This is a genomic window from Hyalangium minutum (assembly GCF_000737315.1).
Taxonomy (GTDB): Bacteria; Myxococcota; Myxococcia; order Myxococcales; family Myxococcaceae; genus Hyalangium; species Hyalangium minutum.
In genome coordinates this window covers 135,835-156,675 of record NZ_JMCB01000013.1, presented here as the reverse complement: position 1 = coordinate 156,675, position 20,841 = coordinate 135,835, and the positions used below count along the sequence as shown (strand labels likewise).

Below are 20,841 nucleotides of genomic sequence, written 5' to 3'. Positions count from 1 at the left end.
CTACCCCCGCCTCTCGGCGGACGGAAGCCCCAGCTGGATCACGTCCAGCACGGTGAGTCGATCCGGCGTCAGGTACAGGAAGGGCCCGGGAGGAGGCTGGGAGAGCGTGGAGCGCAAGAGCTCCGCGCGCCCGTCCACCATCTCGGCGGCAATGCCGAAGGCATCCCCGGCCACGTCCACCACCACCACCTTGGCCAGGTCGGACATACCGCCTCCTTCCAGGCCCAGCAGCTGACGCAGGTCCAACACCGGCACCACGCGCGAGCGTGACACCAGCGCACCCATGACATGCCTCGGCGCCCCGGGCAGGGCGCACAGCCCTCGGGACTCCAGCACATGGTCCACCTGCTCGATGGGGACCGCGTAGCGCTCGCCGCCCACCTGGAACACCAGCACGGTGAGGACCTCGGGCCGAACCTCTTCGCGAGAGCCCGCCAGGGCGCGCGCCCGCGTGGAGAGCACCTCGCGGCGCTTCTCCGGGCTCACCTGGGCGTTCTCGATCACCGCTCGCGCCTCATCCAAGCGCTGGATGAGGGTGGAGTAGTCGATCTCGACCTTGGTGTCTTCGGTGGCCATCGGCGGCTCAGCGGCCCGTGGGGCCCTTCACAGGGAGTTTCAGCAGCTCGCGCACGCGCTCCCGCAGCTCGTCCACGGAGACGGGCTTGTTGAGGAAGGCGCTGGCGCCCACCAGCCGGCCGCGCTGGCGGCTGGCCTCGTCCTTGAGCGAAGTGAGCAGCAGGAAGGGCGTGGCGTGCAGTGAGGAGTCCGCCCTCACCGCCGCGCAGAGCGCGAAGCCGTCCATCTCCGGCATCTGCACGTCGGAGATGATCAGATCCGGCTTGATCTCACGTGCCTTGGCCAGTCCCTGGACGCCGTTGCCGGCATCGAAGAACTGGAGCCCCCACCCCATCAGGTACACCTGCAGAAGGTTGGTGATCGTCTTGGTGTCCTCGACGATCAGGACCTTCAGCGGTGCGCCTCGTGTCGCGGCCGTGTTCATAGCTGATATCTACCTACGAGCTCCGAGAACTTCTTGGAGAGATTCGAGAGGTTACCCGCAACCTGTTCAATCTGACGCGTCCCATTGACGCTGTCAGCCATCGCCACGGACAGCTCACTCATCGCCGTGGCGATCTGCTCCACACCAATCGTCTGCTGCCGCGTGTTGCCGGCGATCTGCCGCGCGGCCGCGGAGGACTCCTTGATCACCTCGGCCAGGCCGAGGATGGCGGAGCCCGCGCTCTGCGCCAAGGCCATGGCGGCCTGGGCGCGCCGGCTGCCCTCGTCCGTGGCGGCCACGGCGGCCTTGGTGCCCTTCTGCACTTCGCCCAGCAGGGCGCGCACCTGGTTGGCGGCCACCTTGGACTGCTCGGCCAGGGCGCGCATCTCCATGGCCACCACCGCGAAGCCGCGGCCGTGGTCGCCGGCCTTGGCCGCTTCGATGGAGGCGTTGAGCGCCAGCAGGTTGGACTGCTCGGCCACGTCGCGCACCGTGGTGATGATGTCGCCGATCTGCAGGGTGCGCTCGTTCAGCTCGGTGATGGCCACCGCGATGGCGCGCACCTGCTCGCCCAGCTTCTCCATGCCCGCCACGCTCTCGGCCACCACCTTCTGGCCTTCCGTGGACAGGGCCTCGGAGCGCTGGGTGCCGCTGATCACCGAGTCCGCGTAGCTGGTGGCCTGCTTGGCCGTCTGGGCGATCTCCGCCACCGTGGTGCTCGTCTCGCTGATGGCCGAGGCCTGCTCATGCGCCATGGCGGACTGCTGCGAGGAGGTGGTGAGCGCGCTGTTGGCCTCGCGCTCGATGTCGGCCGCGGCGTTGCGCAGGTCCGCCACCAGATCCGTCACCGTGCGCGCCATCTTCCCGAAGCTCTGGGCCAGCTCGCCAATCTCGTCCGTGGAGCGGATTTCGACCTGCTGCCGCAGGTTGCCCGCGGCGATGCCCGCCGCCACGCCCGTCAGCCGCTCCAGCGGCACCGTCACCAGCCGGGACAGCATGGCGGCGGCGATCAGGCACAGCGCCAGGGCGGCCAGGCCAATGAGGGCCGCGTGCACCACGCCCTCATTCACCGAGGCGGTCAGCGATTCCATCTGGATGCCCACCTGGACAGTGCCCACCCGGCTGCGCGTATCCGTGGCCGAGGGCTGCCGCGGATCCTCCGCAGTGCCGAAGAGGATGGGGGCCGAGGTCTCCAGCACCTGCCGGCCACTCACCGTCACCTCGCGCTCCACGGCCTGGAGCTGGGGCGAGGCGTCCACCTTGTCGGCGCCCGAGTAGGACTTGGCGGCGGCCACCGCCATCACCTCGCCCTGGCCGTCGCGCACCACCACATAGGCCACCTCGCCCACGTCGCGGAGGGTGGCTTCCGCCGCCTGCTGCAGGGTGACCTGCGAACGGGCCGCCGTCGCCGCCGCCAGGTTGCTGGCCAGCTGAATGCTGACCACGCGGGCGCGCGAAGCCAGCTCATTGCGCAGGGCATCGCGCATCTGCACCGTGAAGACCACGCTCAAAAGCGTGGCCACCAGGCCGCCCGTCAGGCCCGTGATCAACAAGATCTTGGTGCGCAGGCTGAGCCGTCCCACCGAACGACGCCCTGGCATGGGCGGCTTGCTGCCTTGGACTTCCACGTGACCTCCCAGCTATTGCGCGCACACGCGCCTTACTGCGCCCCTGCCATCATGTCCGATTGCGAGCGGCCAGCGCCTGCCGCAAGCCTCCCGCCGTCATCGTTTCCACTCCCCGGAGTAGATGCTCGTCGTCCAACCCATCCAGCGCGCGCAACGCGTTCTGCCGGGCCCGCTCCGCCTCTTCCCGCTTGCTCAGCCGCGAGTACAGCGTCATCAGCGTAGCGTGGCCAAGCGCCATCGACGGGTCCAGATACAGTGCCTTGCGGACCAAATCCACCGCCGCGTTCAGGTTGCCCCGGGTCTCCGTGACCATGGCCAGCAGCAGGTATGCTTCGGGGACAAGCTTCCGAGCCGCTTCCTTGGCCAGCTCTTCAGCCTGGTCAAACTTTCCTTCCTGGGCTGCTCTCAGCGCTTGACGCATCACGTCATCACTGGCCGCCGCACCGGAGCCTGCGGACGCACCTGTACGGACAGGCGCCGGGGGCTCGGGGGACGGAACGGGAGCCGGAGCCGGGCGGACCGTGGACACCGAGCCGAGGACGGGCGCCTTCAGCTTGCGCAGCAGCTCCTGCTTGGGGTCGGGCCCCGCCGGAGTGGTGACGGCCACGGTCTCCACGGGCGTGGCGGCCCGGGGCCGGGGCAGCCGGAGGACCGGCGAGCCCTGCACGTCGAGCTGCTCCAGCCCCATGCCATTGGTGAGAGGGATCTCCGCGGGCGCCAGGAAGAGCAGCCCGCCGGGCACGAGCGCGCCGATGAGCTTGGCGATCACCTGCCGCACCAACTCGTGGGGGAAGTAGATGAGGACGTTGCGGCAGAAGACGGCGTCCTGCTCGGACACGGGCGCCGTGTCGAGCACCAGGTTGTGGCGGAGGAACTCCACCGGCCGCCGCGCCTGGGAGCTGACCATCACCAGATCGCCCTGGGGCGTCAGGAAGCGCCGCTCCATGGAGGGCTCGATGCGGCGCACGGACCAGGGGCCATAGGTGGCGGCGCGGGCGCGCTGCAGCGAGCGGGCGGAGATGTCGCTGGCCGTCACGCGGATGCGCTCCACGGGCAGCCCCGCGGCCATCAGCGTCATGGCGATGCTGTAGGCCTCCTCGCCGGTGGCGCAGCCCGCGCTCCACACGCGGAACAGGCCGTCCTCCTTCAGCGCGGCCACCCGGCCCAGCTCGCGCAGGTGCTCGGGGTGGCGGAAGAAGTACGTCTCGCCAATGACAGCGTACTCGATGAACTGCTCCACCACCGCCGCCTCGCGGGCCAGCAGCTTCTGGAGGAAGGCGGGGATCTCCATGCCCCGGGCCTCGGCCGCACGGGTGATGGCCGTGCTCAGCGAGCGCCGCACGCTGGAGGCCAGGGTCATCCCGCTGGCCTCGCGCAGCACCTCTTCGACCCGGCTTAGCGTGGCCTCATCGAGCGAGTCCACTCGCGGCCCCTCACTCACGTCTCCTCCGGGACCGCTAGGATGGCCGAGGTCTTCAAGAGCGGGCGCAAGGCGCCATCCGAAGAGCGGCACAGCCCCGCCATCAAGCCGGTCTTGTCCCACGGAGACCTCTGTTCGGTCTCCTCCACCCGATCCACCAGCAACGGTGCCTCGACGATGTCCTGCACGTGGTCCACCAGCAGCGCCACGGTGCGGATGCCGGAGCACACCACCAGGTGGGCATCCAGCGAGGGCTCGCGCTCCACCCCCATCATCCGGGCCAGATCCACCGCGATGGCGGACACGCCTCGGTAGACGAAGGCGCCCAGCACATGCGGGGGTGAGCTTGGGAGGATCTGCAGCTCCACCAGCCGGACCACCTCCTGCACTGCGTCAGAAGGCAAGAGCACCTGGGTGCCGGCGACCTCTACAGTGAGGAAAAGCCCGGGCAGCCGGTGTTCGCCGCCAAGGTGAAAGAGTTCTCGCCGCAGCCGCGCCAGCTCGTTCTCCAGCGAGATCAGCCGCCGCTGGACAGAGGCACGTTGGGCCTGGGATTCCGCCGGATTTGTGGGAGTTTCAGCCATCGGGGAGACCCACCCGAAAATCGGGCTCGGGTAAGTCCGAAACGTAGTCTGCCCAATGGAGGACCGTCAATGCGGGCGAGCGGCCAAGGTCGCTTCCTCGGCTGCTCCAAAACGCTGTGTCCGACCTGATACGGTGGGTGCTGGGCGGTGATCGCGGCGGACTTGCGGTTGTGGTTTGATGGTCACCGGGACCCGGGACGGAGGCATGGATGTCGTTTGCAGGCAGGGGGCAGGAATGATCAAGAGTGACGCTCCGAGCACTGAGGCCGTTGCGACCCCCGGGGGGGATCCGCTCGTTGGCCGGACACTCAATGGTCGCTTCAGCATCACCGAGCCGATTGGCATCGGCGGCATGGGCAAGGTGTACAAGGCCATGCAGGCCCCGCTGGACCGGGTGGTGGCGCTCAAGGTCCTCAACCCCAGCTTCCCCAGCACCAAGGATCCCGGCTTTCAGCAGCGCTTCCTGCGCGAGGCCTCGCTCACGTCCAAGCTCCGCCACCCCAATACGGTGACGGTGATCGACTACGGCCAGAGCGAAGACGGCATCTACTACATCGCCATGGAGTACCTGGAGGGTAGGACACTTGCGCAGGCGCTCGCCCAATCTGGCTCCCTGCCGTGGAGCCGGGTGATTGCCATCGTGCAACAGGTCTGTCGCTCCCTGCGCGAGGCCCACGGCATCGGCATCGTCCACCGGGACCTGAAGCCCGCCAACATCATGCTCCTGAATGAGTCGGACCAGGATCTGGTGAAGGTGCTGGACTTCGGCCTGGTGAAGTACATCGCCGAGAATGAGGCCCAGGCGGCACTCAACCCGGAGATCACCCAGAGCGGCACGTTCCTCGGCTCGCCGCAGTACATGGCTCCGGAGCAGGCGCGCAACGTGTCGGACGCGCGCAGCGACATCTACTCGCTGGGCGTGGTGATGTACCAGATGCTGCAGGGCCGCCCACCGTTCATCGCGCGGGACCACCTGGAGCTCATCTTCGCGCACTGCAAGGAGCCGCCTCCGCCCTTCAACTCGCTGCGGCCGCACCACCCCGTACCCGCGGACATCGAGCACGTGGTGATGCGCTGCCTGGAGAAGGATCCCGCGCGGCGCTACCAGTCCATGGACGAGATGCTGGAGGCGCTGCGGACGGCCAACATGGCCGCCGGTGGCCACAGCGGCATCTTCAAGCGTCCCGGTGCCGGGGCGACCACGGGCCCCCACCCCTCCCCTGCCTTCGCGTCCGCCGCAGCCACGGACACCAGCTCTTCCACCCTGGCGCTGGACATCAGCGTCGAGGAGCCCGAGTCGGCGGCCAAGGGCCGCAAGCGCAAGACGCTGGCCCTGGCGCTGGCTGGGGGTGCCATCGTCCTCGGGCTGGGGACGACGTTCGCCGTGATGCGCCCGAAGGAGGCCCCTCCCGCCGCACCCGTGGTGGCCGAGGCAACGCCCGCGGCGGCCCCGGCTCCCTCGACGCCTCCCCCGGCCGCGCCCGAGCCCACGCAGGCGGCGCCCCAGAAGGTGCGCTTCCGCCTCATGAGCGAGCCCACGGGCGCGCGCGTCTATTACCAGGGCAAGGAGCGCGGCACGACGCCGTTCGTCCTGGAGCTCCCCGCGGGCGGCGACGGCACGGTGACGGCCGAGCTCGTCTTCGCGCTCGAGGGCTACCAGACCGAGGCCGTGATCACCGGTGGCTCGGGAGACGTGGTGCTCTCGCAGAAGCTGCAGAGGCGCCGGGGAGGCCTGCCGGGCTCGAGGACCGAGTTCGCCAGTGCGCGCGGCTCCAGCCTGGAGCCCGCCACCTCCATGGCCTCGCTGCATCCGGCGGAGTCCCTGGCGCCCTCGGCGCCCGTGGCCAAGGCGGCCGATTCCGACAACGCTCCCACGGAGACGTCAGGCAGCGGGGGGGCCGTGCAGGTGCTCCCGGCCAACGTGCTCGCTGCGGCGGGCGCCAAGCCCATGCCGTACGGCGATGGCATGAGCCGGCCGGAGCAGCTCGAAGGCAAGGAGATCACCTATACCCGCGAGGCGCTGGCGGCCCGGGTGCAGGGAACCATGCTGGTGAAGTGCACCATCACCCGCGAGGGCCGCGTGCAGAGCTGCCGCGTGCTCAAGTCCGTGCCGCTCATGGAGCAGACGGTGGTGGCGGCGCTGCTGTCGCGCGTCTACAAGCCCATCCTCTATAAGGGCCAGGTGGTCGCGGTGGACTACGTGTTCAACATCAAGTTGCAGATGCCGCGGCGCTGAGCGCCGCTCACCCGGCGCCGGAGCCCGCCTGCGGAGACGCAGGCGAACCGGCGGCCGGGGCCCCGATGGAGGGCACACCCCAGTCCACCACCGGCCAGCCGCGCCGCACCGCCTCGCGGCGCAGGCGGTAGTCCGGGTGCACGGCCACGGGCCTCCCCACCACCTCCAGCACGGGCAGATCCGAATACGAGTCCGTATAGAAGGAGCACTGGGACAGCGCGAAGCCCGCCTCCCGGGAGTAGCGCTCCGCGTGGGTGAGCTTGCCCGATCCGAAGCAGACATCTCCCAGAGGACGGCCGGTGTGCAGGCCGTGCGCATCCACCTCGAAGCGGTTGCAGAGGATGGCGTCCAGGCGCAGATCGCGCAAGACGAGCTCTGAGAGGTAGCCCGAGGAGGACGTCAGCAGCACCAGCCGATCTCCCGCGCCGCGATGCTCTTCGACGGCGCGAAGGGCGCCGGGGCGATAGAGCGGACGGACCTGCGCCTCATAGAAGGCGGTGGTGCGATCCTGGAGCGCCTGAGCCGAGGTGCCCGCCAGCTGGGCAATGGCCGCGACCACCGCGTCCTGCATGGAGACGAAGCCCAGGTGGTAGCGGGCGATCCACAGGCTGGCGCGAAGTGCCTGAAGACGGGAGATGTGGCCCAGGGCCACCTCACGGCGGATCCACAGCGTGGCGGAGTTCACCGCGAGCAGCGTCTTGTCGAGATCGAAGAACGCGACGCCCATGGGCGCCCCCTAGCGGCGAGCCCTGCGCCGGAGCCGGAGCATCCACAGGCTCAGCAGCACACCGGGCAGCAGCCCTCCCGGGGCCGCCGCGCAGGTAGTCCCCGCGCTCTGGGCCAAGAGGTTCTTGCTCGACACGCCGAGCGCGGTGCACTGCGTGGGAGGCAGACCGCGCGGGTACGTGTCACAGAAGCCTGCGGAGGTGCCCACATCGAGGATCCGCTTCGTCGTCTCACCTGGGGGTGCTGAGGCCTCCATGGTGGAGAGCGGCTCGAACACGTGATCAAGCCCCATGGCGTGGCCAATCTCATGGGTCAGCGTGTTCTGCAGGTCTATGGCCACGCAGTCCGGGTTGGGGAGGCCCTCGCAGAGCGGGGAGCTGACGACGGTAAAGAGGAAGCCCAGGTTGCCTCCGGGCTGCGAGGCATTGAGCTCGATGTCCGCGTCCAGGATGACGCCGTTCTTGAAGCTGAAAGTCGTCGTGGTGAGCCCAATGGTCAGGTCCCCATGCTCCCAGCAGGAGAAATCGTTCGCGCAGGTCTCCGCGTCGATGCACGGATCATCGAACGGAACGACATCCCGGCAAGCGGTCTCCCGGAAGGTGATGACGTTCTGGTTCTCCGCGCCCGGGGTCTTGTCATAGCCCACGAAGGGGCGGTCCACGTCCGGGCCGCGGACGAAGGTGAAGTCACTGCACGTCGCCGAGAGCGTCCGCCAAGTGTCGAACGAGGCTTCGATGGCGGGGAACTCGGTGTCCCGGGGCGTGCGGAGGCTGCCCTGGGAGTCGACGTGGTAGACGAACTCGCGGCTGAGCCAGTTGAGGCACAGCGGCTGGCCGGGCACCGCGGTGCGCCGGTAGACCTGCGCTCCCGCGGCAGGCGCCATGAACAGGACCGCCAGCAGGAGCGGCAGGAGACGGCTCACGCGCCAGCCCCCCGGCGGCGGCGCACGGCCAGCAGGACCCAACCCGCCAGCGCGGGCAACCACGCCTCGGCCCCGGCGCTGGAGCAGCCCGCCAGCGCGGCCTTGCGCCCCAGCGTCTGCTCCGTGGTGGGATGGATGCAGGCCACGCTGGGCTTCCCCTTCGGATACGCCGCGCAGACGAAGTCCTTGGAGCCCTGATCGATGGTCCGCTTGGACGTCTCTCCGGGCTGAGCCCGAGGGTTCATCGTCGAGCCCAGGTAGGTGGTGTGGTCCAGTCCGATGAAGTGACCGATCTCGTGCGTCATCGTGTTCTCCACGTCGGTGGAGACACAGTGGGTGGTCGTCACCGGCAGATTGCAGAGCGGCCCATCCGACGTGGTGAAGTAGAAGCCCGGCGTGTTCAGCTCGATGTCCGAGTCGTAGATGATGCCGGAGATCTCGTCGTACGTGGTGAGGGTGACGGCGATCGTCTGGCTGTCATTGCTCCAGCAGTCGTACTTGTTGCCGCAGACGTCGTCAGTCCAGCAGGAGTCATTGGACGGCGCCACCTCCGAGCACCGGCGCTGGCGGAAGAGCACGAGGTTGCGGTTGTCACCGCCCACCTCGTAGCCCACCTCTCGGTCATTCACCGTGCCCCCCTCCGCCATGGAGAGGTTGCCGCACGAGGAGAAGACCTCCTGCCAGTTCTGGAAGGAGCGGCGGACGGCATCGAACTCGGAGCCTGCGGGCTTCGTCGGCGGGTTGCCGACGGAGCTCTGGTACCAGGTGATCTTCGGCACCGTCCAGAAGAGGCACTGCGACGAGGAATCGCCCGCATCGGCGCGGCTGCGCGCATAGGGAGCCGAGGAGACCTGGCCCAGCGAGAGGGCGAGTACCAATGCGGGAATCATCACTGGCGCTTCTCCTGCCCTGGCTGCTGCAAGGCGGTCTTGATGGCGGCCTTGAGCTCGTCGAGCGTGAGCGTCCGCTGCGCGGTGGTGCTCGGCTGGCGCGTCGACGGGTCCAGCAGCAGCGCGTCCCCCGTGTTGTCCGGCACAGCAAGCGCCGAGCGGTCATCGGCGGAGCGGCGAACCTGGTACTTGCCCTGGGCCATGCCCATGACGCGGAAGGCGCTCGTGCCGCGGCGCTCGAGGAACACCACCACCTCCTCGCCCTCGGAGAACGAGGCCAGCCCGTGGACGACCTGGCCAATGTCCCCTACCCGGCCCCCTGGCTGGACGACGAGCACCGTGTTGCCCGCCTGCCCCTTGAGCGTCTCCGCCACTTCAATCTCCACATCGGTGACGATGCGGCGCTTGTCCGCGCTCCACCGGCTCTCCGTGCGGCGCACGGTGCCATGGACCACGGTGTCAGAGCCCTGGGCCAGCTCGGGCAGGTCGATTCGGAGCATCGTCGTGGCGGCTGCTGGCAGCCCGGCCAGCAGGGCGACGGCCAGGAGCGCGGAGATCATGGTGCGGAGTGTCATCAGGTCACCTCTGTTGCCGTCAGTGTAGCCCATGGGTTCCAGCAACGCTCGGCTCACTGTTGGACACGCGTTGACCAGTCATCCCCCCGCTTGCTAATCCGCGCCTCCTCATATGGCCTCCGCTCACCGCGTACGTTTCGCACCCTCTCCTACCGGCTACCTGCACATTGGTGGCGCCCGGACCGCGCTGTTCAACTACCTCTATGCGCGCCGCTTCGGCGGCACGTTCATCCTGCGCATCGAGGACACGGACCTGGAGCGCTCCACGGAGGCCTCGCTGAAGGCCATCCTGGACGGGCTCAAGTGGCTGGACATCGACTGGGACGAGGGCCCCGACAAGGGCGGCCCCTTCCCGCCCTACTTCCAGACGCAGCGGCTGGACACCTACCGCCAGCACATCGATCAGCTCATCGCCGCGGGCAAGGCCTACCGGTGCTACTGCACCCAGGAGGAGCTCAAGGAGCGCCGCGCCCAGGCGGAGAAGGAGGGCCGCACCTACAAGTACGAGGGCACCTGCCGCGAGCGCAAGGACGCTCCCGAGGGGCGCCACCACGTGATTCGCTTCAAGATGCCCTCGCAAGAGGGCTCCGTCTCGTTCGACGACCTGGTGCTGGGGAAGATCACCAAGGAGTACTCGGACCTGGATGACTGGGTCATGATGCGCGGCGACGGCATCCCCCTCTACAACTACGGCTGCGTCCTCGACGATCACCTGATGGAGATCACCCTGGTGTCGCGCGGGCAGGAGCACGTGAACTCCACCTTCCCCCAGCTGATGCTCTACCAGGCGTTCGGGTGGCAACCGCCGCAGTTCGCGCACCTGCCGCTCATCCTCGGGCCGGACCGCGAGAAGCTCTCCAAGCGCAAGCACAAGGAGGCGGACGTCATGTTGCACAAGGCCAACGGGATCCTCCCGGAGGCCCTGCTCAACTTCGTCATCCGCCTGGGCTGGAGCCACGGCAACGACGAGGTCATCTCCCGCCAGCAGATGGTCGAGTGGTTCGACTTCAAGGATGTGGGCAGCACCTCCGGCGTGTGGAACCCGGACAAGCTGCTGTGGCTGAACCAGCACTACCTGAAGACGCTGCCCCCGGCGGACATCGCCCGGCGGCTGGCGCCGTTCCTCGCGGACAAGGGCCACGCGCTGCCCGCGGACGACGCGCGCCTGGAGCACTTCGTCATCGCCTTCCGCGAGCGCGCCAAGACGCTGGAGGAGATGGCCACCATGGCCGTGCCCTACCTGCTCCAGGGCGTGACGCTGGACGAGAAGGCGGCGGCCAAGCACCTCACGGCGGATTCGCTGAAGCTCGTCCGGCAGGTGCGCGACGAGGTGGCGGCCATGCCGGAGTGGACCGTGGCGGGCCTGGACTCGGTCATCAAGACGGTGAGCGAGAAAGCAGGCGTGGGCATGGGCAAGGTGGCGCAGCCCATCCGGGTGGCCATCACCGGCAACACGGTGAGCCCGGGCATCGGCGAGACGCTGCTCCTCATGGGCAAGGACGAGGCCCTGCGCCGGCTGGATGCGGCCCTGGCACGCGGCTGACACCTGAACCGGGGCCCGTGCGATGGCGGTAGACGACGCCGCAGCCGGGCCCTATCTTGCCGCCCCATGTCGCGAGCGCTTGACAGCCTGAAGAGCCGTTTCTATAAGCCGCGCCCGCTCTGGGCGGCTGTGGCCGTCCTGTGGGTGACGGGGGCGGGGGCGGAGACGGTCAGCGGGGCGCAGCTCCCCGACGGCGCGCAGAGGGTGGGCGAGAACAGGTATCGGGCGCCGCAGGGCTATGAGGAGACGCTGAAGTACTATCGGACGGTGTATCCGTCTCAGGCGTATCCTCGAAAGCCGATCGTCAACCAGCCGGGCGTGAAGGCGGTGCACATCGTCAACCCCTCGGGGAAGAACTTCGACGGGTTGAACATTTATGAAGCGAACGACGAGGTTCGCATCTATGTCGTTCCGGTGCCTGCGCCTCCGAAGCAGGCTCCCGTCAGGAAGACGCCGGAGACGAAGTCGGGGAAGAAAACTCGGTAGTTCACGAAGCCCGGCGAGTTGTGGTAGGAGAGGTTTCGAAGTCGGCAGCACGCAGCACGGCAGCTCTTGGGGAATCGTCTAACGGCAGGACAGCAGACTCTGACTCTGCTTATCTAGGTTCGAATCCTAGTTCCCCAGCTCGAAAAACTTCGGTTGACGCAAGGATGCCGAAGCGATACTTGAAGGCGCAGTTGAACGGCCCTGTCGTCTAGTGGTTAGGACGGTGCCCTCTCACGGCACAAACTCGGGTTCGAATCCCGGCAGGGTCAACTGAGGCGCCCGCTCTTCCTCGTGGAGAGCGGGCGCTTCGCTTTTGCGGGTCTGCGAGCGAGTCCAAGCGCCAGGTTTTCCTGGCGCCTCGGGTTCAGCTCAGCGGCGGGAGATGCTGCGGTGGAAGAGCAGCAGGGCGTTGGCGAGCCGCGTCTGCGCCCGCTGGATGCTCCGGCTCACCAGCAGCATCCTCACCCGCTCCGGCAGGGCCTGGGTGCCCGCCGAGGAGCCAAAGCCCACCAGGTCCAGTCGCAGGCCGATGGCCTCCAGCAGGTCCGACAGGTCCGCCTGGGGGTTGGCCAACAGGAGCACGTCCGGAGAGCGAGACTGGAGGATCTCCGCCAGCATCCGCCACCGGGACTCGCCCGTTTCGAGGATGACGACGTCGCAGTGCTCCAGCTCCGGAGAGGTGGCGGGCAAGTCCACCGCCTGGAAGCCCTCGGAAGCCAGCATCTGCACGGCCTCGGGGCTGCCCACCACCGCCACCCGGCCCGTCATGGCGCCGCTCTTCACCGTCTGCTCGTAGCTGCGCAGCTCGTCCTCGAGCGCCTGATGAGCGGGCTCCGGGGCGTCCTGCCCTGTCTCCAGGAGCGCGGCGGCCTGCCTGGCCACGTCCCGCGCCTGCTCACGGCCCTTGATGCGCTCCGTGCGCCGCTCGAGCGCCGAGCGGACCTTGGCCCGCAGCACGCGCAGGTCATCGAACGGCTTGAGGATGTAGTCACTGGCCCCGGCCGCGAAGGCGGCGATCACCGACTCCGAGCTGGCGTAGCCGGTGATCATCATCGCCTCCAGCGTGGGCTGGAGCCGACGGGCCTCGGCGATGAGCTCGATGCCGCTCATCTGCGGCAGGTTCTTGTCGGTGATGAGGACGTCGATGCGCTGGGACTCCAGCAGCGGCAGGGCCTCCTCGGCGCTGGTGGCTTGGGTGACGACCAGGTCTGGCTCGCGCGCCAGCAACCGGCTGCACACGTCCAGCACGACGGGCTCGTCATCCACTACCAATACGGTCGAGGCGAGTGTCCCCCCACCCGCTGCCTCATCCTCCGTTTCGAACGGCAGATCCATTGGGGGAGAGATTCGCACAGCTTGCAGGTAACTTCGAGCGACGAGAGAAGACGACCTATGCTGTAGGTGTGAGCTTTGCCGACGCCCTGGCGGAGAACCGGATCCCCCCTCGGGTTGGAGACGTGCGCCTGAGGTACGAGGAAGGGCGCATGGTAGGGCAAAGCCTGCCGCCCACCGTCAGCCAGCGCCTGCTCCCCGAGCTGTGCATCATGCTGGCGGCCTTGTGTGCGCTGTGCAGCCTCACCCTGCTGGTGGTGGCCCCCAGCCGATACGGGGGGCCGGTGGGGCTGGGGTTGGTGGCCACGGCCTTCATTGGGGCGGCGCTGAAGCTCGAGGCCCGGCTGGGGCGCCGGCGGTTCGTCCTGCACTTCGCCACGGAGACGCTCCGGCTGGAGCGCCTGACCTGGGCCCCCTCGGCGACCCGGCTGGAGACCATCCCCTTCGACGACGTGACGGCCGTGGACGTGTTCGAGCACCCCCCCGGGCGCTACTTCATCCGCGTCACGTGGAAGGCTGTGCCCAAGAAGGGGCGCCCGAAGGAGCAGCGCGAGGAGCGGACCGCAGTCCTGGTGGATCAGGTCCGCCCCAGCGAGGTGGAGACGATGTGGCGCGTGCGCCGCATGCTCCACAACGCCTTCGGCCTCAAGGCATCGGCGCCTTGATGAGGGAAATCTCGATCTCCGTCCCCTCCCCCGGCACCGAGGAGAGCTTGAGCTTGCCGCCGTACTGCGTCACCAGCTCGCGGCAGATGGAGAGCCCCAAGCCCGTGCCGATACCCACCGGCTTGGTGGTGAAGAGTGGCTGGAACACCTTCTCCTGCAGCTCGACGGGGATGCCACAACCGTTGTCCGCCACGGTGATGATGACGTTGTGGTCCTGCGTGGCCCACCGCACGTCGATCTTCCCTTGCCGGCCAATGCCCTCCATGGCCTGAGCGGCGTTCACCACGAGGTTGAGGATCACCTGGCAGAGCTTCACCGGGCCGAACAGCACGCGCACGGGATCGCCGTTGCTCGTCAGGCGGGCGCGATCGCGAACCTCGGCGCGCGCCAGCTTCACGGCGAAGGAGACCACTTCGGAGATCTCCGCGGCCTGCTCCGTCTCATCGCCGCGCGCCTGCGCCTTGAGCCCATGCGCCACCTGCCGCAGGTGCTCGGTGCCCGTCACCAGGTCCCCGATGAGCGAGGGCAGATCCTTCACCGTCTCCGATACGCCCCGGTCCGGATCCTGGGCCAGGTGCTTGTTCACGTACTCGATGACCTGATCGATGTCGCGGCGCAGCGCGGCCACGTTCTGCGAGAGGTAGCCCACCGGGCCCATCAGCTCATGGGCAATGCCGGCCGTCACCTGCCCGAGCGTGGCCAGACGCTCGGCCTTCATCATCCGGCTCTCCACCTCGCGGATCTTCAGCTCCAGGCGCGCGATCTTCAGCGCATCCTCGAGCGCCGCGAGCATCTCCGCGCGATCCCACGGCTTGACGAAGTAGCGCGTCACCTGGCCGCGGTTCACCGCGTCCACCACGGCCTGCAGGTCCGCGTAGGCGGTGACGAGCATGCGCTTGGCGTCGGGCGCCAGCGTGCGCGCACGCTCCAGCAGCTCCACGCCGCTCATGCCGGGCATGCGCTGATCGGAGATGACGACGCCAATCTCTCCGCGCCGCTGCTCCAGCATCGCCAGCGCCTCGTTGGGCGAGGAGCAGCGGAAGATGCGGAAGCGTTGCCCGAAGTTCGCGTCAAACACCCTCAGGTTCAGGGCGTCGTCGTCACAATAGAGGACTGCGGGAAGATCGTACGGGCTCATGGATGGGGTTCCGGCCCGGGCGGAGGAGTAACCCGGTGAGGATGACGACAGGATACCGCTACCACCCGCCAGCGCATCCCCCTCCCCTTCACATGCTCGCGGGAGTGATCACTGATCGTGACGCGCCGCGTCTCAAGCCCCGCGTACCCCGCCGAAACGGTCCGTGCGAAGCACGGCCGCTGGCTCAGGAGCGGAGCAGCAGCGCCTCAGCGCTCGTTGCTACCGGACTCGTGCAGCGCACGGGCCCTGTGCTGCACGGCGCCCTCGAGCGAGAACTCCACAGCCTCGAGAGAGCGGAACTCGCCACTGGGCAGCCCCGACATCAGCGTGAGGAGCTCGGCGGGAGCGGCGTTCTCTCGGGCCACCAGAACCAGATGCTCCCGCGAGAGCGGGAACACCGCGCCCTGGAGCGCCTGCCGCAGCGAGGATGCGAGCGAAGGGGCCGGCTTCGCACGTGCCCCCAACCCACCATCGCCTTCGGTGGACCGGGCCCGTGTCATGTCGTCGTTCATTGAGGAGAAGTTAAGCAGGTGACGGCTCGATTGCGGGCTTTTTTCATCGCCCGGAGAGCAGGCAACCCAGCAAGCCCTCCACCGGCAGTCCCGTTGCTACCCCACCTTCCCACCTCACCGTATCTCTACGGACACGTGGAAGGAGGCGGTGATGGAGAAGAAGGACAAGAAGGACAAGGGCTACGTGGAGCACATCGATCACGTCCAGGCGACCCGGCCGGAGCCATGGCCTGGCATCCAGGGCCGTTCGAAGGAGCACGAGGAGGAGCTGCCCACCGGCACGCCGCGCGAAGTGCAGGCCGACGTCACCGAGGCCCAGCGCCGTCTCGAGCGCGACATCGACGAGGAAGACGAAGAGACCCGGAGCTGAGTTGCTGAGAAGCACCGGGCCCAGCCGGGCCGCCACGCGCGTGAGCATGGCGGCCCTGCTTCGGGACTAGAACAACAGGCGCATCGGGTGCTCGAGCAGCGTCTTGAACTCGCGCAGGTACTCCGCGCCGATGGCGCCGTCGATCACGCGGTGATCGCACGAGAGCGTCACCGTGAGGATCTTCCGCACGAGGATCTGCCCGTCACGCACCACCGGCTTGTCCGCCACCGCGCCCACCGCGAGGATGGAAGCCTGCGGCGGGTTGATGACGGCCACGAACTGGTCGATGCCGTACATGCCCAGGTTGCTCACCGTGAGCGAGCCACCGGTGTACTCGTCCGGCTTGAGGGCCCGCTTGCGGGCGCGCTCGGCCAGCTCGCGGGACTCGGCGGAGATCGCCGAGAGGCCCTTCTGGTCCGCATCCCGGATGATGGGCGTGATGAGCCCCTCCTCCAGCGCCACCGCGATACCCACGTCCGCCGTGGCGTACTGCAGGATCTTGTCGCCCTGCAGAGACACGTTGATCTTCGGGTAGCGCTTCAGCGCGATGGCCGCCGCCTTCACGATGATGTCGTTGACGGAGACCTTGGACTCCAGTGCCTTGGCCTCCTCGCGGATCTTCATCGCCGCGTCCATCTCCACGTCCACCGTCAGGTAGAAGTGGGGCACGCCGGGCTTCACCTCGTTCATGCGCTGGGCGATCACCTTGCGCATCGACGAGATCGGCACCACCTGCGGCTCGGGCCGGACGCCCGGAGCCGCACGCGCCGCCTTGGCCGGAGCCGCCGCCGGAGCCTGCTTCGCGGGCACGCCCTGAGCCAGCGCCTGCTCGATGTCACGCTTCACGACGCGGCCGAGCGGACCCGAGCCCTGCAGCGCAGCCAGGTCGATGCCCCGGTCCTTCGCCATCCGCTTCGCGAGCGGGCTGGCCCGGACACGGCCACCCTTCGAAGCCGCAGGAGCCGCTGCGGGCGCGGCAGCCTTGGGCGCCTCGGCCTTGGGAGCCGCAGGAGCAGGAGCCGCCGCAGGCGCGGGTGCGGAGGCCTGAGGCGCGGAAGCCGCCGCCTTGCCGCCCTTGCCCGCGATGAACGCGATGGGAGCGCCCACCTTCGCCATCTGGTTCTCGCCCACGACGATCTTCGCGAGCGTGCCGTCCTCGTAGGACTCGATCTCGAGGTTGGACTTGTCGGTCTCCACCTCGGCGATGGCCTCACCGGACGACACCTTGTCGCCCACCTTCTTGAGCCACTTGATGATCTTCCCCTCGGTCATCGTCGGGGAGAGCGATGGCATGGGGACCGGGATCCCCTCACCGCCCGCGGCCGGAGCAGAAGCAGCCGGGGCTGCCGGAGCCGGAGCCGGAGCGGGCGCGGCGGCCGGAGCCTTCGGAGCGGCGGGAGCAGGCGCGGAGGCCGCACCGGCCTCGACCTTCTCGCCCTTGGCGCCCAGGTAGGCGATGGGGGCACCGACCTTGGCCATCTGGCCTTCGGCCACGGCAATCTGGAGCAGAACGCCGTCGTCGTAGGCTTCGATCTCGAGGTTGGACTTGTCGGTCTCCACCTCGGCGACTGCCTCACCGGAGGAGACTTTGTCCCCCACCTTCTTGAGCCACTTGACGATCTTCCCCTCCGTCATGGTCGGGGAGAGCGACGGCATCTCGATGGGCTTGGCCATACGTCTCAGGCTCCCTCTCGGTAGAGGACCTTCTTCACCGCGGCGATGATCTTCGCGGCGTCCGGCTGGGTCGCGTTCTCCAGGTTCGTGGCGTAGGACATGTTCACGTCCAGTCCCGTCACGCGCTGCACCGGCGCGTCCAGCTCGTCAAACGCCTTGGACTGGATGATGTCCACCACCGAGGCGCCCACGCCCGCCAGCGACCAACCCTCCTCCACGATGACGGCGCGGTTCGTCTTGCGCACCGTGGCCAGGATGGCCTCCTCGTCGAGCGGCCGCAGCGTGCGCAGGTCGAGGATCTCCGCGGAGATGCCCTCCTGCTCCAGCTGCTGCGCGGCCTGCTCGGCGAAGTAGTACATGCGGCTCCAGGTGATGATGGAGACGTCCTTGCCCTCGCGCTTCACGTCCGCCTTGCCGATGGGGACGACGTGCTCGCCCTCGGGCACCTCGCCCTTGATGGCGTAGAGGCGCTCGCCCTCGAACATGATGACGGGGTTGTCATCGCGGATGGCCGACTTGAGCATGCCCTTGGCGTCCGCGGGCGTGGCCGGGGCAATCACCTTGAGGCCCGGGAAGTGGGCGTAGTTGGCTTCGAGTGCCTGGCTGTGCTGGCTGGAGAGCCGGCCGCCCGCGCCACCCGGGCCGCGGAACACGATCGGGCAGCGCAGCTGGCCTCCGGACATGTGCCGCAGCTTGGCCGCGTTGTTGACGATCTGGTCCATCGCCAGGATGGCGAAGTTCCACGTCATCATCTCCACGATGGGACGCAGGCCCACCATGGCCGCGCCCACGCCCAGGCCGGCAAAGCCCAGCTCGGAGATGGGCGCGTCGATGATGCGCGCGCTTCCAAACCGATCCAGCAGCCCCTGGGACACCTTGAACGCGCCGTTGTAGCGGCCCACTTCCTCACCAATGAGGAAGACGTTGGCGTCGCGCTCCATCTCCTCGGCGAGCGCCTGGTTCAGCGCCTCGCGGTACATCAACTCGGGCATCGTTGGCTCCGACTCGTCAGCTCGTGTGTGAATAAGAGGTTGAGGCACGGCGCGCAGCTAGCGCGCCAGCCCGGCCTTCTTGTCCTCGCGCTCGGCCTGCTGGCGAGGCTCCAGATCCCACGTCACCTTCAGCTCCTGCCCCGAGGGGTACGAAGGCCACTTCACCTTCGTCCCGAGCACGCGCTCGCGCGGGCGCACGTCCTCCTCGCCCGGCTCCACGATGGTGTCGCGCCACAGCTCCTCGAGGCTGGGCTCGGGCGACTCGTCGGCGAACTTCACCGCCGCGTCCACCTGGGCCTTGATCTCCTCGTCGATGGCGTCGAACTCCGCCTCCGTGGCGAGCTTGTTCTTGATCGCGTACTCCTTGAGCTTCGGAATCGGATCGTTCTTGCGCTCGTGCTCCACCTCGTCCTTGGAGCGGTAAACGGCGGGGTCCACCACGGAGTGGCCGCGGAAGCGGTACGTGTTCGCCTCCATCAGCACGGGACCCTTGCCCGCGCGGCAGTACTCGACGGCGTCCTTCACCGCCTCGTACATCTTCAGGCAGTCCATGCCGTCCACGGCCTCGCCGCGCATCTTGTAGGCCGACGCGCGCTTGTAGATCTCCGGCTCCGCCGACACGCGGCCAATCGCCGTGCCCATGCCGTAGCGGTTGTTCTCGCAGATGTAGATGACCGGCAGCTTCCACTTGACCGCCATGTTGAACGTCTCGTGGAAGGCGCCCTGGTTGGCCGCCGCGTCGCCGAAGAAGCACACCGTGACGCGATCCTCGTTGCGGTAGCGGCTGGCGAACGCCATGCCGGCGGCCAGCGGAATCTGCCCGCCGACGATGCCGTAGCCCCCGTAGAAATGGTGCTCGATGTCGAAGATGTGCATCGAGCCGCCCTTGCCCTTGCTGTAGCCGGTGCCGCGGCCGAACAGCTCCGCCATCACCATGCCCGCATCCGAGCCACGGGCCAGCGGCTGACCGTGGTCACGGTAGCCCGAGAGCATGTAGTCGTCCGGACGAAGCGCCTCATTGGTGCCTACCGCGACGGCCTCCTGGCCGATGTAGAGGTGGCAGAACCCGGCGATCTTCTGCTGCTTGTAGGCCTGGTCCGTGCGCTCCTCGAAGCGGCGGATGAGGTACATCTTCCGGTGCATCGTCAACAGCAGGTCTTTCGAGTACTTGCTGGCCACCGCGAGCTGCCTCCCTGAAAGGGTCCCCCGCCAGGTACCAGCGGGGCTTGAAACGCCGTGCGCCTCATAGCGCGCGGCAGTGGGACTTCAAAGTCAAAGTATGGCTTAGGCGCACCGCGTCATGTTCCACCCGTGAAGTGAGGAATGGAGACGACGGCCTCCAAAAGCTGCACCGGGCGGCCGGAGTGGTCCGTTGCCAGGTGAATGACCGTCGCCTCGGGGAAACGCTGCAGGTAGTCATTGACGTGGGTGGGCTCGTTGTCAAAGGCAGCAATCACCTGGCCGAGCGTGCCCAGCCGCGCGTGGGCGTCGCGCTTGAAGGCGTCGTCGTTGTCGCGAAGGGCGGGCTTCATGATGAGGTGAGTGGCCCCCTCGCCCGGGAGCGCCAGGCCGCAGCGGCGCATGGCCCCTACCGTGCCCTCGCGCATCCCCTCGTGGCGCCCCGTGACGTAGATGAGCTGGGCGCCCGTGCCCACCACGGCGTACGTGAAGGCCGCCGCGCCATCGATGGCAACGTCATCCAGGCAGTACTCACTGGTGAAGAAGCGCTGCGCCCAGAAGGCACGGGCCTCGGCGTAGAGGGCCTCGACTTGCTCGGCGGCCAAGCCGCAGTTGCGCATGGCCACCTTCATGTCCCACCCGCTGGTCCAGTGAGCGACGCCGCAGGCCTCCAAGGTGGTCAGGCCTCGGGCCGAGCCGAACTCCCGGAGGATGCGCGCCTGCCGGGGGCGGTTGTCGAAGAGCGTGGAGTCCAGGTCGAACGCCAGCACAGCCTTCGCGCCGAGCGAGCGGGCACGCGCCAGAATTCCGTGGAGCGTGTGCTGCCAGCCCTCACGGATGCGGCTCTTGAAGTCGTCGTAGGCCATGAGGCTCCGAGGATATACGCGGCTCGGGGCCGCTATGCCGGGAAAGCCGCTCGGACGGCTGGGTGTCCGTAGCCAGGGCAGAAGAACGTGGGGTGGCTTCAGC

The 20,841-nt window shown here is 68.2% G+C and carries 21 protein-coding genes and 2 tRNA genes; 7 read left to right on the top strand and 16 right to left on the bottom strand.

Annotated features, from left to right (window positions below):
• From DB31_RS29470 to DB31_RS29450, 5 genes are read right to left on the bottom strand one after another with little or no spacing between them, the layout of a single operon-like run.
• Positions 1-576, bottom strand: coding sequence for a chemotaxis protein CheW (locus tag DB31_RS29470; protein WP_044193614.1), 576 nt, complete (start codon positions 574-576; stop codon positions 1-3).
• A gap of 7 nt (positions 577-583) precedes the next feature.
• The gene (locus DB31_RS29465) at positions 584-1,000 is read right to left on the bottom strand and encodes a response regulator (RefSeq protein ID WP_044193613.1); all 417 of its coding nucleotides are present in this window, start codon (positions 998-1,000) and stop codon (positions 584-586) included.
• Positions 997-2,628 (bottom strand): methyl-accepting chemotaxis protein, encoded by a 1,632-nt coding sequence (locus DB31_RS29460; RefSeq protein ID WP_420806728.1) that lies wholly within the window; start codon positions 2,626-2,628, stop codon positions 997-999. Before DB31_RS29460 ends, DB31_RS29465 begins: the two co-directional genes overlap by 4 nt.
• Before the next feature lie 49 nt (positions 2,629-2,677).
• The gene (locus DB31_RS29455) at positions 2,678-4,069 is read right to left on the bottom strand and encodes a CheR family methyltransferase (RefSeq protein ID WP_044193611.1); all 1,392 of its coding nucleotides are present in this window, start codon (positions 4,067-4,069) and stop codon (positions 2,678-2,680) included.
• Positions 4,066-4,632, bottom strand: coding sequence for a chemotaxis protein CheW (locus DB31_RS29450; RefSeq protein WP_044193610.1), 567 nt, complete (start codon positions 4,630-4,632; stop codon positions 4,066-4,068). The genes DB31_RS29455 and DB31_RS29450 overlap by 4 nt, the downstream gene beginning before the upstream one ends.
• A gap of 235 nt (positions 4,633-4,867) precedes the next feature.
• Between DB31_RS29450 and DB31_RS29445 the strand changes: the two genes are divergently transcribed.
• The gene (locus DB31_RS29445) at positions 4,868-6,868 is read left to right on the top strand and encodes a TonB family protein (RefSeq protein WP_044193609.1); all 2,001 of its coding nucleotides are present in this window, start codon (positions 4,868-4,870) and stop codon (positions 6,866-6,868) included.
• Positions 6,869-6,875: 7 nt separating this feature from the next.
• Here the strand turns inward: DB31_RS29445 and DB31_RS29440 are convergent, their stop codons facing one another.
• The 4 genes from DB31_RS29440 to DB31_RS29425 are packed head-to-tail and all read right to left on the bottom strand — an operon-like array spanning position 6,876 to position 9,981.
• Positions 6,876-7,595 carry an HAD family hydrolase gene (locus DB31_RS29440; protein ID WP_044193608.1) on the bottom strand — a complete coding sequence of 240 codons (720 nt, stop codon included), beginning with the start codon at positions 7,593-7,595 and terminating at the stop codon, positions 6,876-6,878.
• A 9-nt stretch (positions 7,596-7,604) separates the two neighbouring features.
• Complete coding sequence (locus DB31_RS29435; RefSeq protein ID WP_205628583.1) at positions 7,605-8,516, bottom strand: myxosortase-dependent metalloprotease, MXAN_2677/MXAN_2678 family; 912 nt, start codon at positions 8,514-8,516, stop codon at positions 7,605-7,607.
• A complete protein-coding gene (locus DB31_RS29430) occupies positions 8,513-9,406 on the bottom strand; it encodes a myxosortase-dependent metalloprotease, MXAN_2677/MXAN_2678 family (RefSeq protein WP_044193605.1) in 894 nt (297 codons plus the stop codon). The genes DB31_RS29435 and DB31_RS29430 overlap by 4 nt, the downstream gene beginning before the upstream one ends.
• The gene (locus DB31_RS29425) at positions 9,406-9,981 is read right to left on the bottom strand and encodes a hypothetical protein (RefSeq protein WP_044194006.1); all 576 of its coding nucleotides are present in this window, start codon (positions 9,979-9,981) and stop codon (positions 9,406-9,408) included. Before DB31_RS29425 ends, DB31_RS29430 begins: the two co-directional genes overlap by 1 nt.
• A gap of 112 nt (positions 9,982-10,093) precedes the next feature.
• Here DB31_RS29425 and gltX point away from each other — a divergent pair, with 112 nt between their 5' ends.
• From gltX to DB31_RS29405, 4 genes are all read left to right on the top strand, one after another.
• Positions 10,094-11,524, top strand: a complete 1,431-nt coding sequence (gene gltX / locus DB31_RS29420) for a glutamate--tRNA ligase (protein WP_044193604.1) — start codon at positions 10,094-10,096, stop codon at positions 11,522-11,524.
• Between the two features lie 66 nt (positions 11,525-11,590).
• Positions 11,591-12,010, top strand: a complete 420-nt coding sequence (locus tag DB31_RS29415) for a hypothetical protein (protein ID WP_044193602.1) — start codon at positions 11,591-11,593, stop codon at positions 12,008-12,010.
• Positions 12,011-12,077: 67 nt separating this feature from the next.
• A tRNA-Gln gene (locus DB31_RS29410) sits at positions 12,078-12,148 on the top strand.
• A gap of 59 nt (positions 12,149-12,207) precedes the next feature.
• Positions 12,208-12,279, top strand: a tRNA-Glu gene (locus tag DB31_RS29405).
• 100 nt (positions 12,280-12,379) lie between these two features.
• Here the strand turns inward: DB31_RS29405 and DB31_RS29400 are convergent.
• Complete coding sequence (locus tag DB31_RS29400; RefSeq protein ID WP_205628582.1) at positions 12,380-13,345, bottom strand: response regulator; 966 nt, start codon at positions 13,343-13,345, stop codon at positions 12,380-12,382.
• Between the two features lie 149 nt (positions 13,346-13,494).
• Here DB31_RS29400 and DB31_RS29395 point away from each other — a divergent pair, with 149 nt between their 5' ends.
• Positions 13,495-14,007: a hypothetical protein gene (locus tag DB31_RS29395; protein ID WP_240486948.1), complete on the top strand. Its 513-nt coding sequence runs from the start codon at positions 13,495-13,497 to the stop codon at positions 14,005-14,007.
• Here the strand turns inward: DB31_RS29395 and DB31_RS29390 are convergent.
• Together DB31_RS29390 and DB31_RS29385 are read right to left on the bottom strand one after the other, a co-directional pair.
• Positions 13,988-15,145: a sensor histidine kinase gene (locus DB31_RS29390; RefSeq protein WP_044193597.1), complete on the bottom strand. Its 1,158-nt coding sequence runs from the start codon at positions 15,143-15,145 to the stop codon at positions 13,988-13,990. The genes DB31_RS29395 and DB31_RS29390 overlap by 20 nt on opposite strands.
• A 206-nt stretch (positions 15,146-15,351) precedes the next feature.
• Positions 15,352-15,645, bottom strand: a complete 294-nt coding sequence (locus tag DB31_RS29385; protein ID WP_240486947.1) for a DUF2795 domain-containing protein — start codon at positions 15,643-15,645, stop codon at positions 15,352-15,354.
• Between the two features lie 163 nt (positions 15,646-15,808).
• Here DB31_RS29385 and DB31_RS29380 point away from each other — a divergent pair, with 163 nt between their 5' ends.
• Positions 15,809-16,027, top strand: coding sequence for a hypothetical protein (locus DB31_RS29380; RefSeq protein WP_044193593.1), 219 nt, complete (start codon positions 15,809-15,811; stop codon positions 16,025-16,027).
• Positions 16,028-16,093: 66 nt separating this feature from the next.
• On the opposite strand, the gene DB31_RS29375 is transcribed toward DB31_RS29380, so the two are convergent.
• The 4 genes from DB31_RS29375 to DB31_RS29360 all read right to left on the bottom strand — a co-directional run bounded on the left by DB31_RS29375 (position 16,094) and on the right by DB31_RS29360 (position 20,738).
• A complete protein-coding gene (locus DB31_RS29375; protein ID WP_044193592.1) occupies positions 16,094-17,701 on the bottom strand; it encodes a pyruvate dehydrogenase complex dihydrolipoamide acetyltransferase in 1,608 nt (535 codons plus the stop codon).
• Between the two features lie 5 nt (positions 17,702-17,706).
• Complete coding sequence (locus DB31_RS29370; protein WP_044193590.1) at positions 17,707-18,693, bottom strand: pyruvate dehydrogenase complex E1 component subunit beta; 987 nt, start codon at positions 18,691-18,693, stop codon at positions 17,707-17,709.
• A gap of 57 nt (positions 18,694-18,750) precedes the next feature.
• Positions 18,751-19,872 (bottom strand): pyruvate dehydrogenase (acetyl-transferring) E1 component subunit alpha, encoded by a 1,122-nt coding sequence (gene pdhA, locus DB31_RS29365; protein WP_044193589.1) that lies wholly within the window; start codon positions 19,870-19,872, stop codon positions 18,751-18,753.
• A 119-nt stretch (positions 19,873-19,991) separates the two neighbouring features.
• On the bottom strand, positions 19,992-20,738 hold the full coding sequence (locus DB31_RS29360) for an HAD family hydrolase (protein WP_044193587.1): 747 nt from the start codon (positions 20,736-20,738) through the stop codon (positions 19,992-19,994).
• Positions 20,739-20,841: the final 103 nt, after the last annotated feature.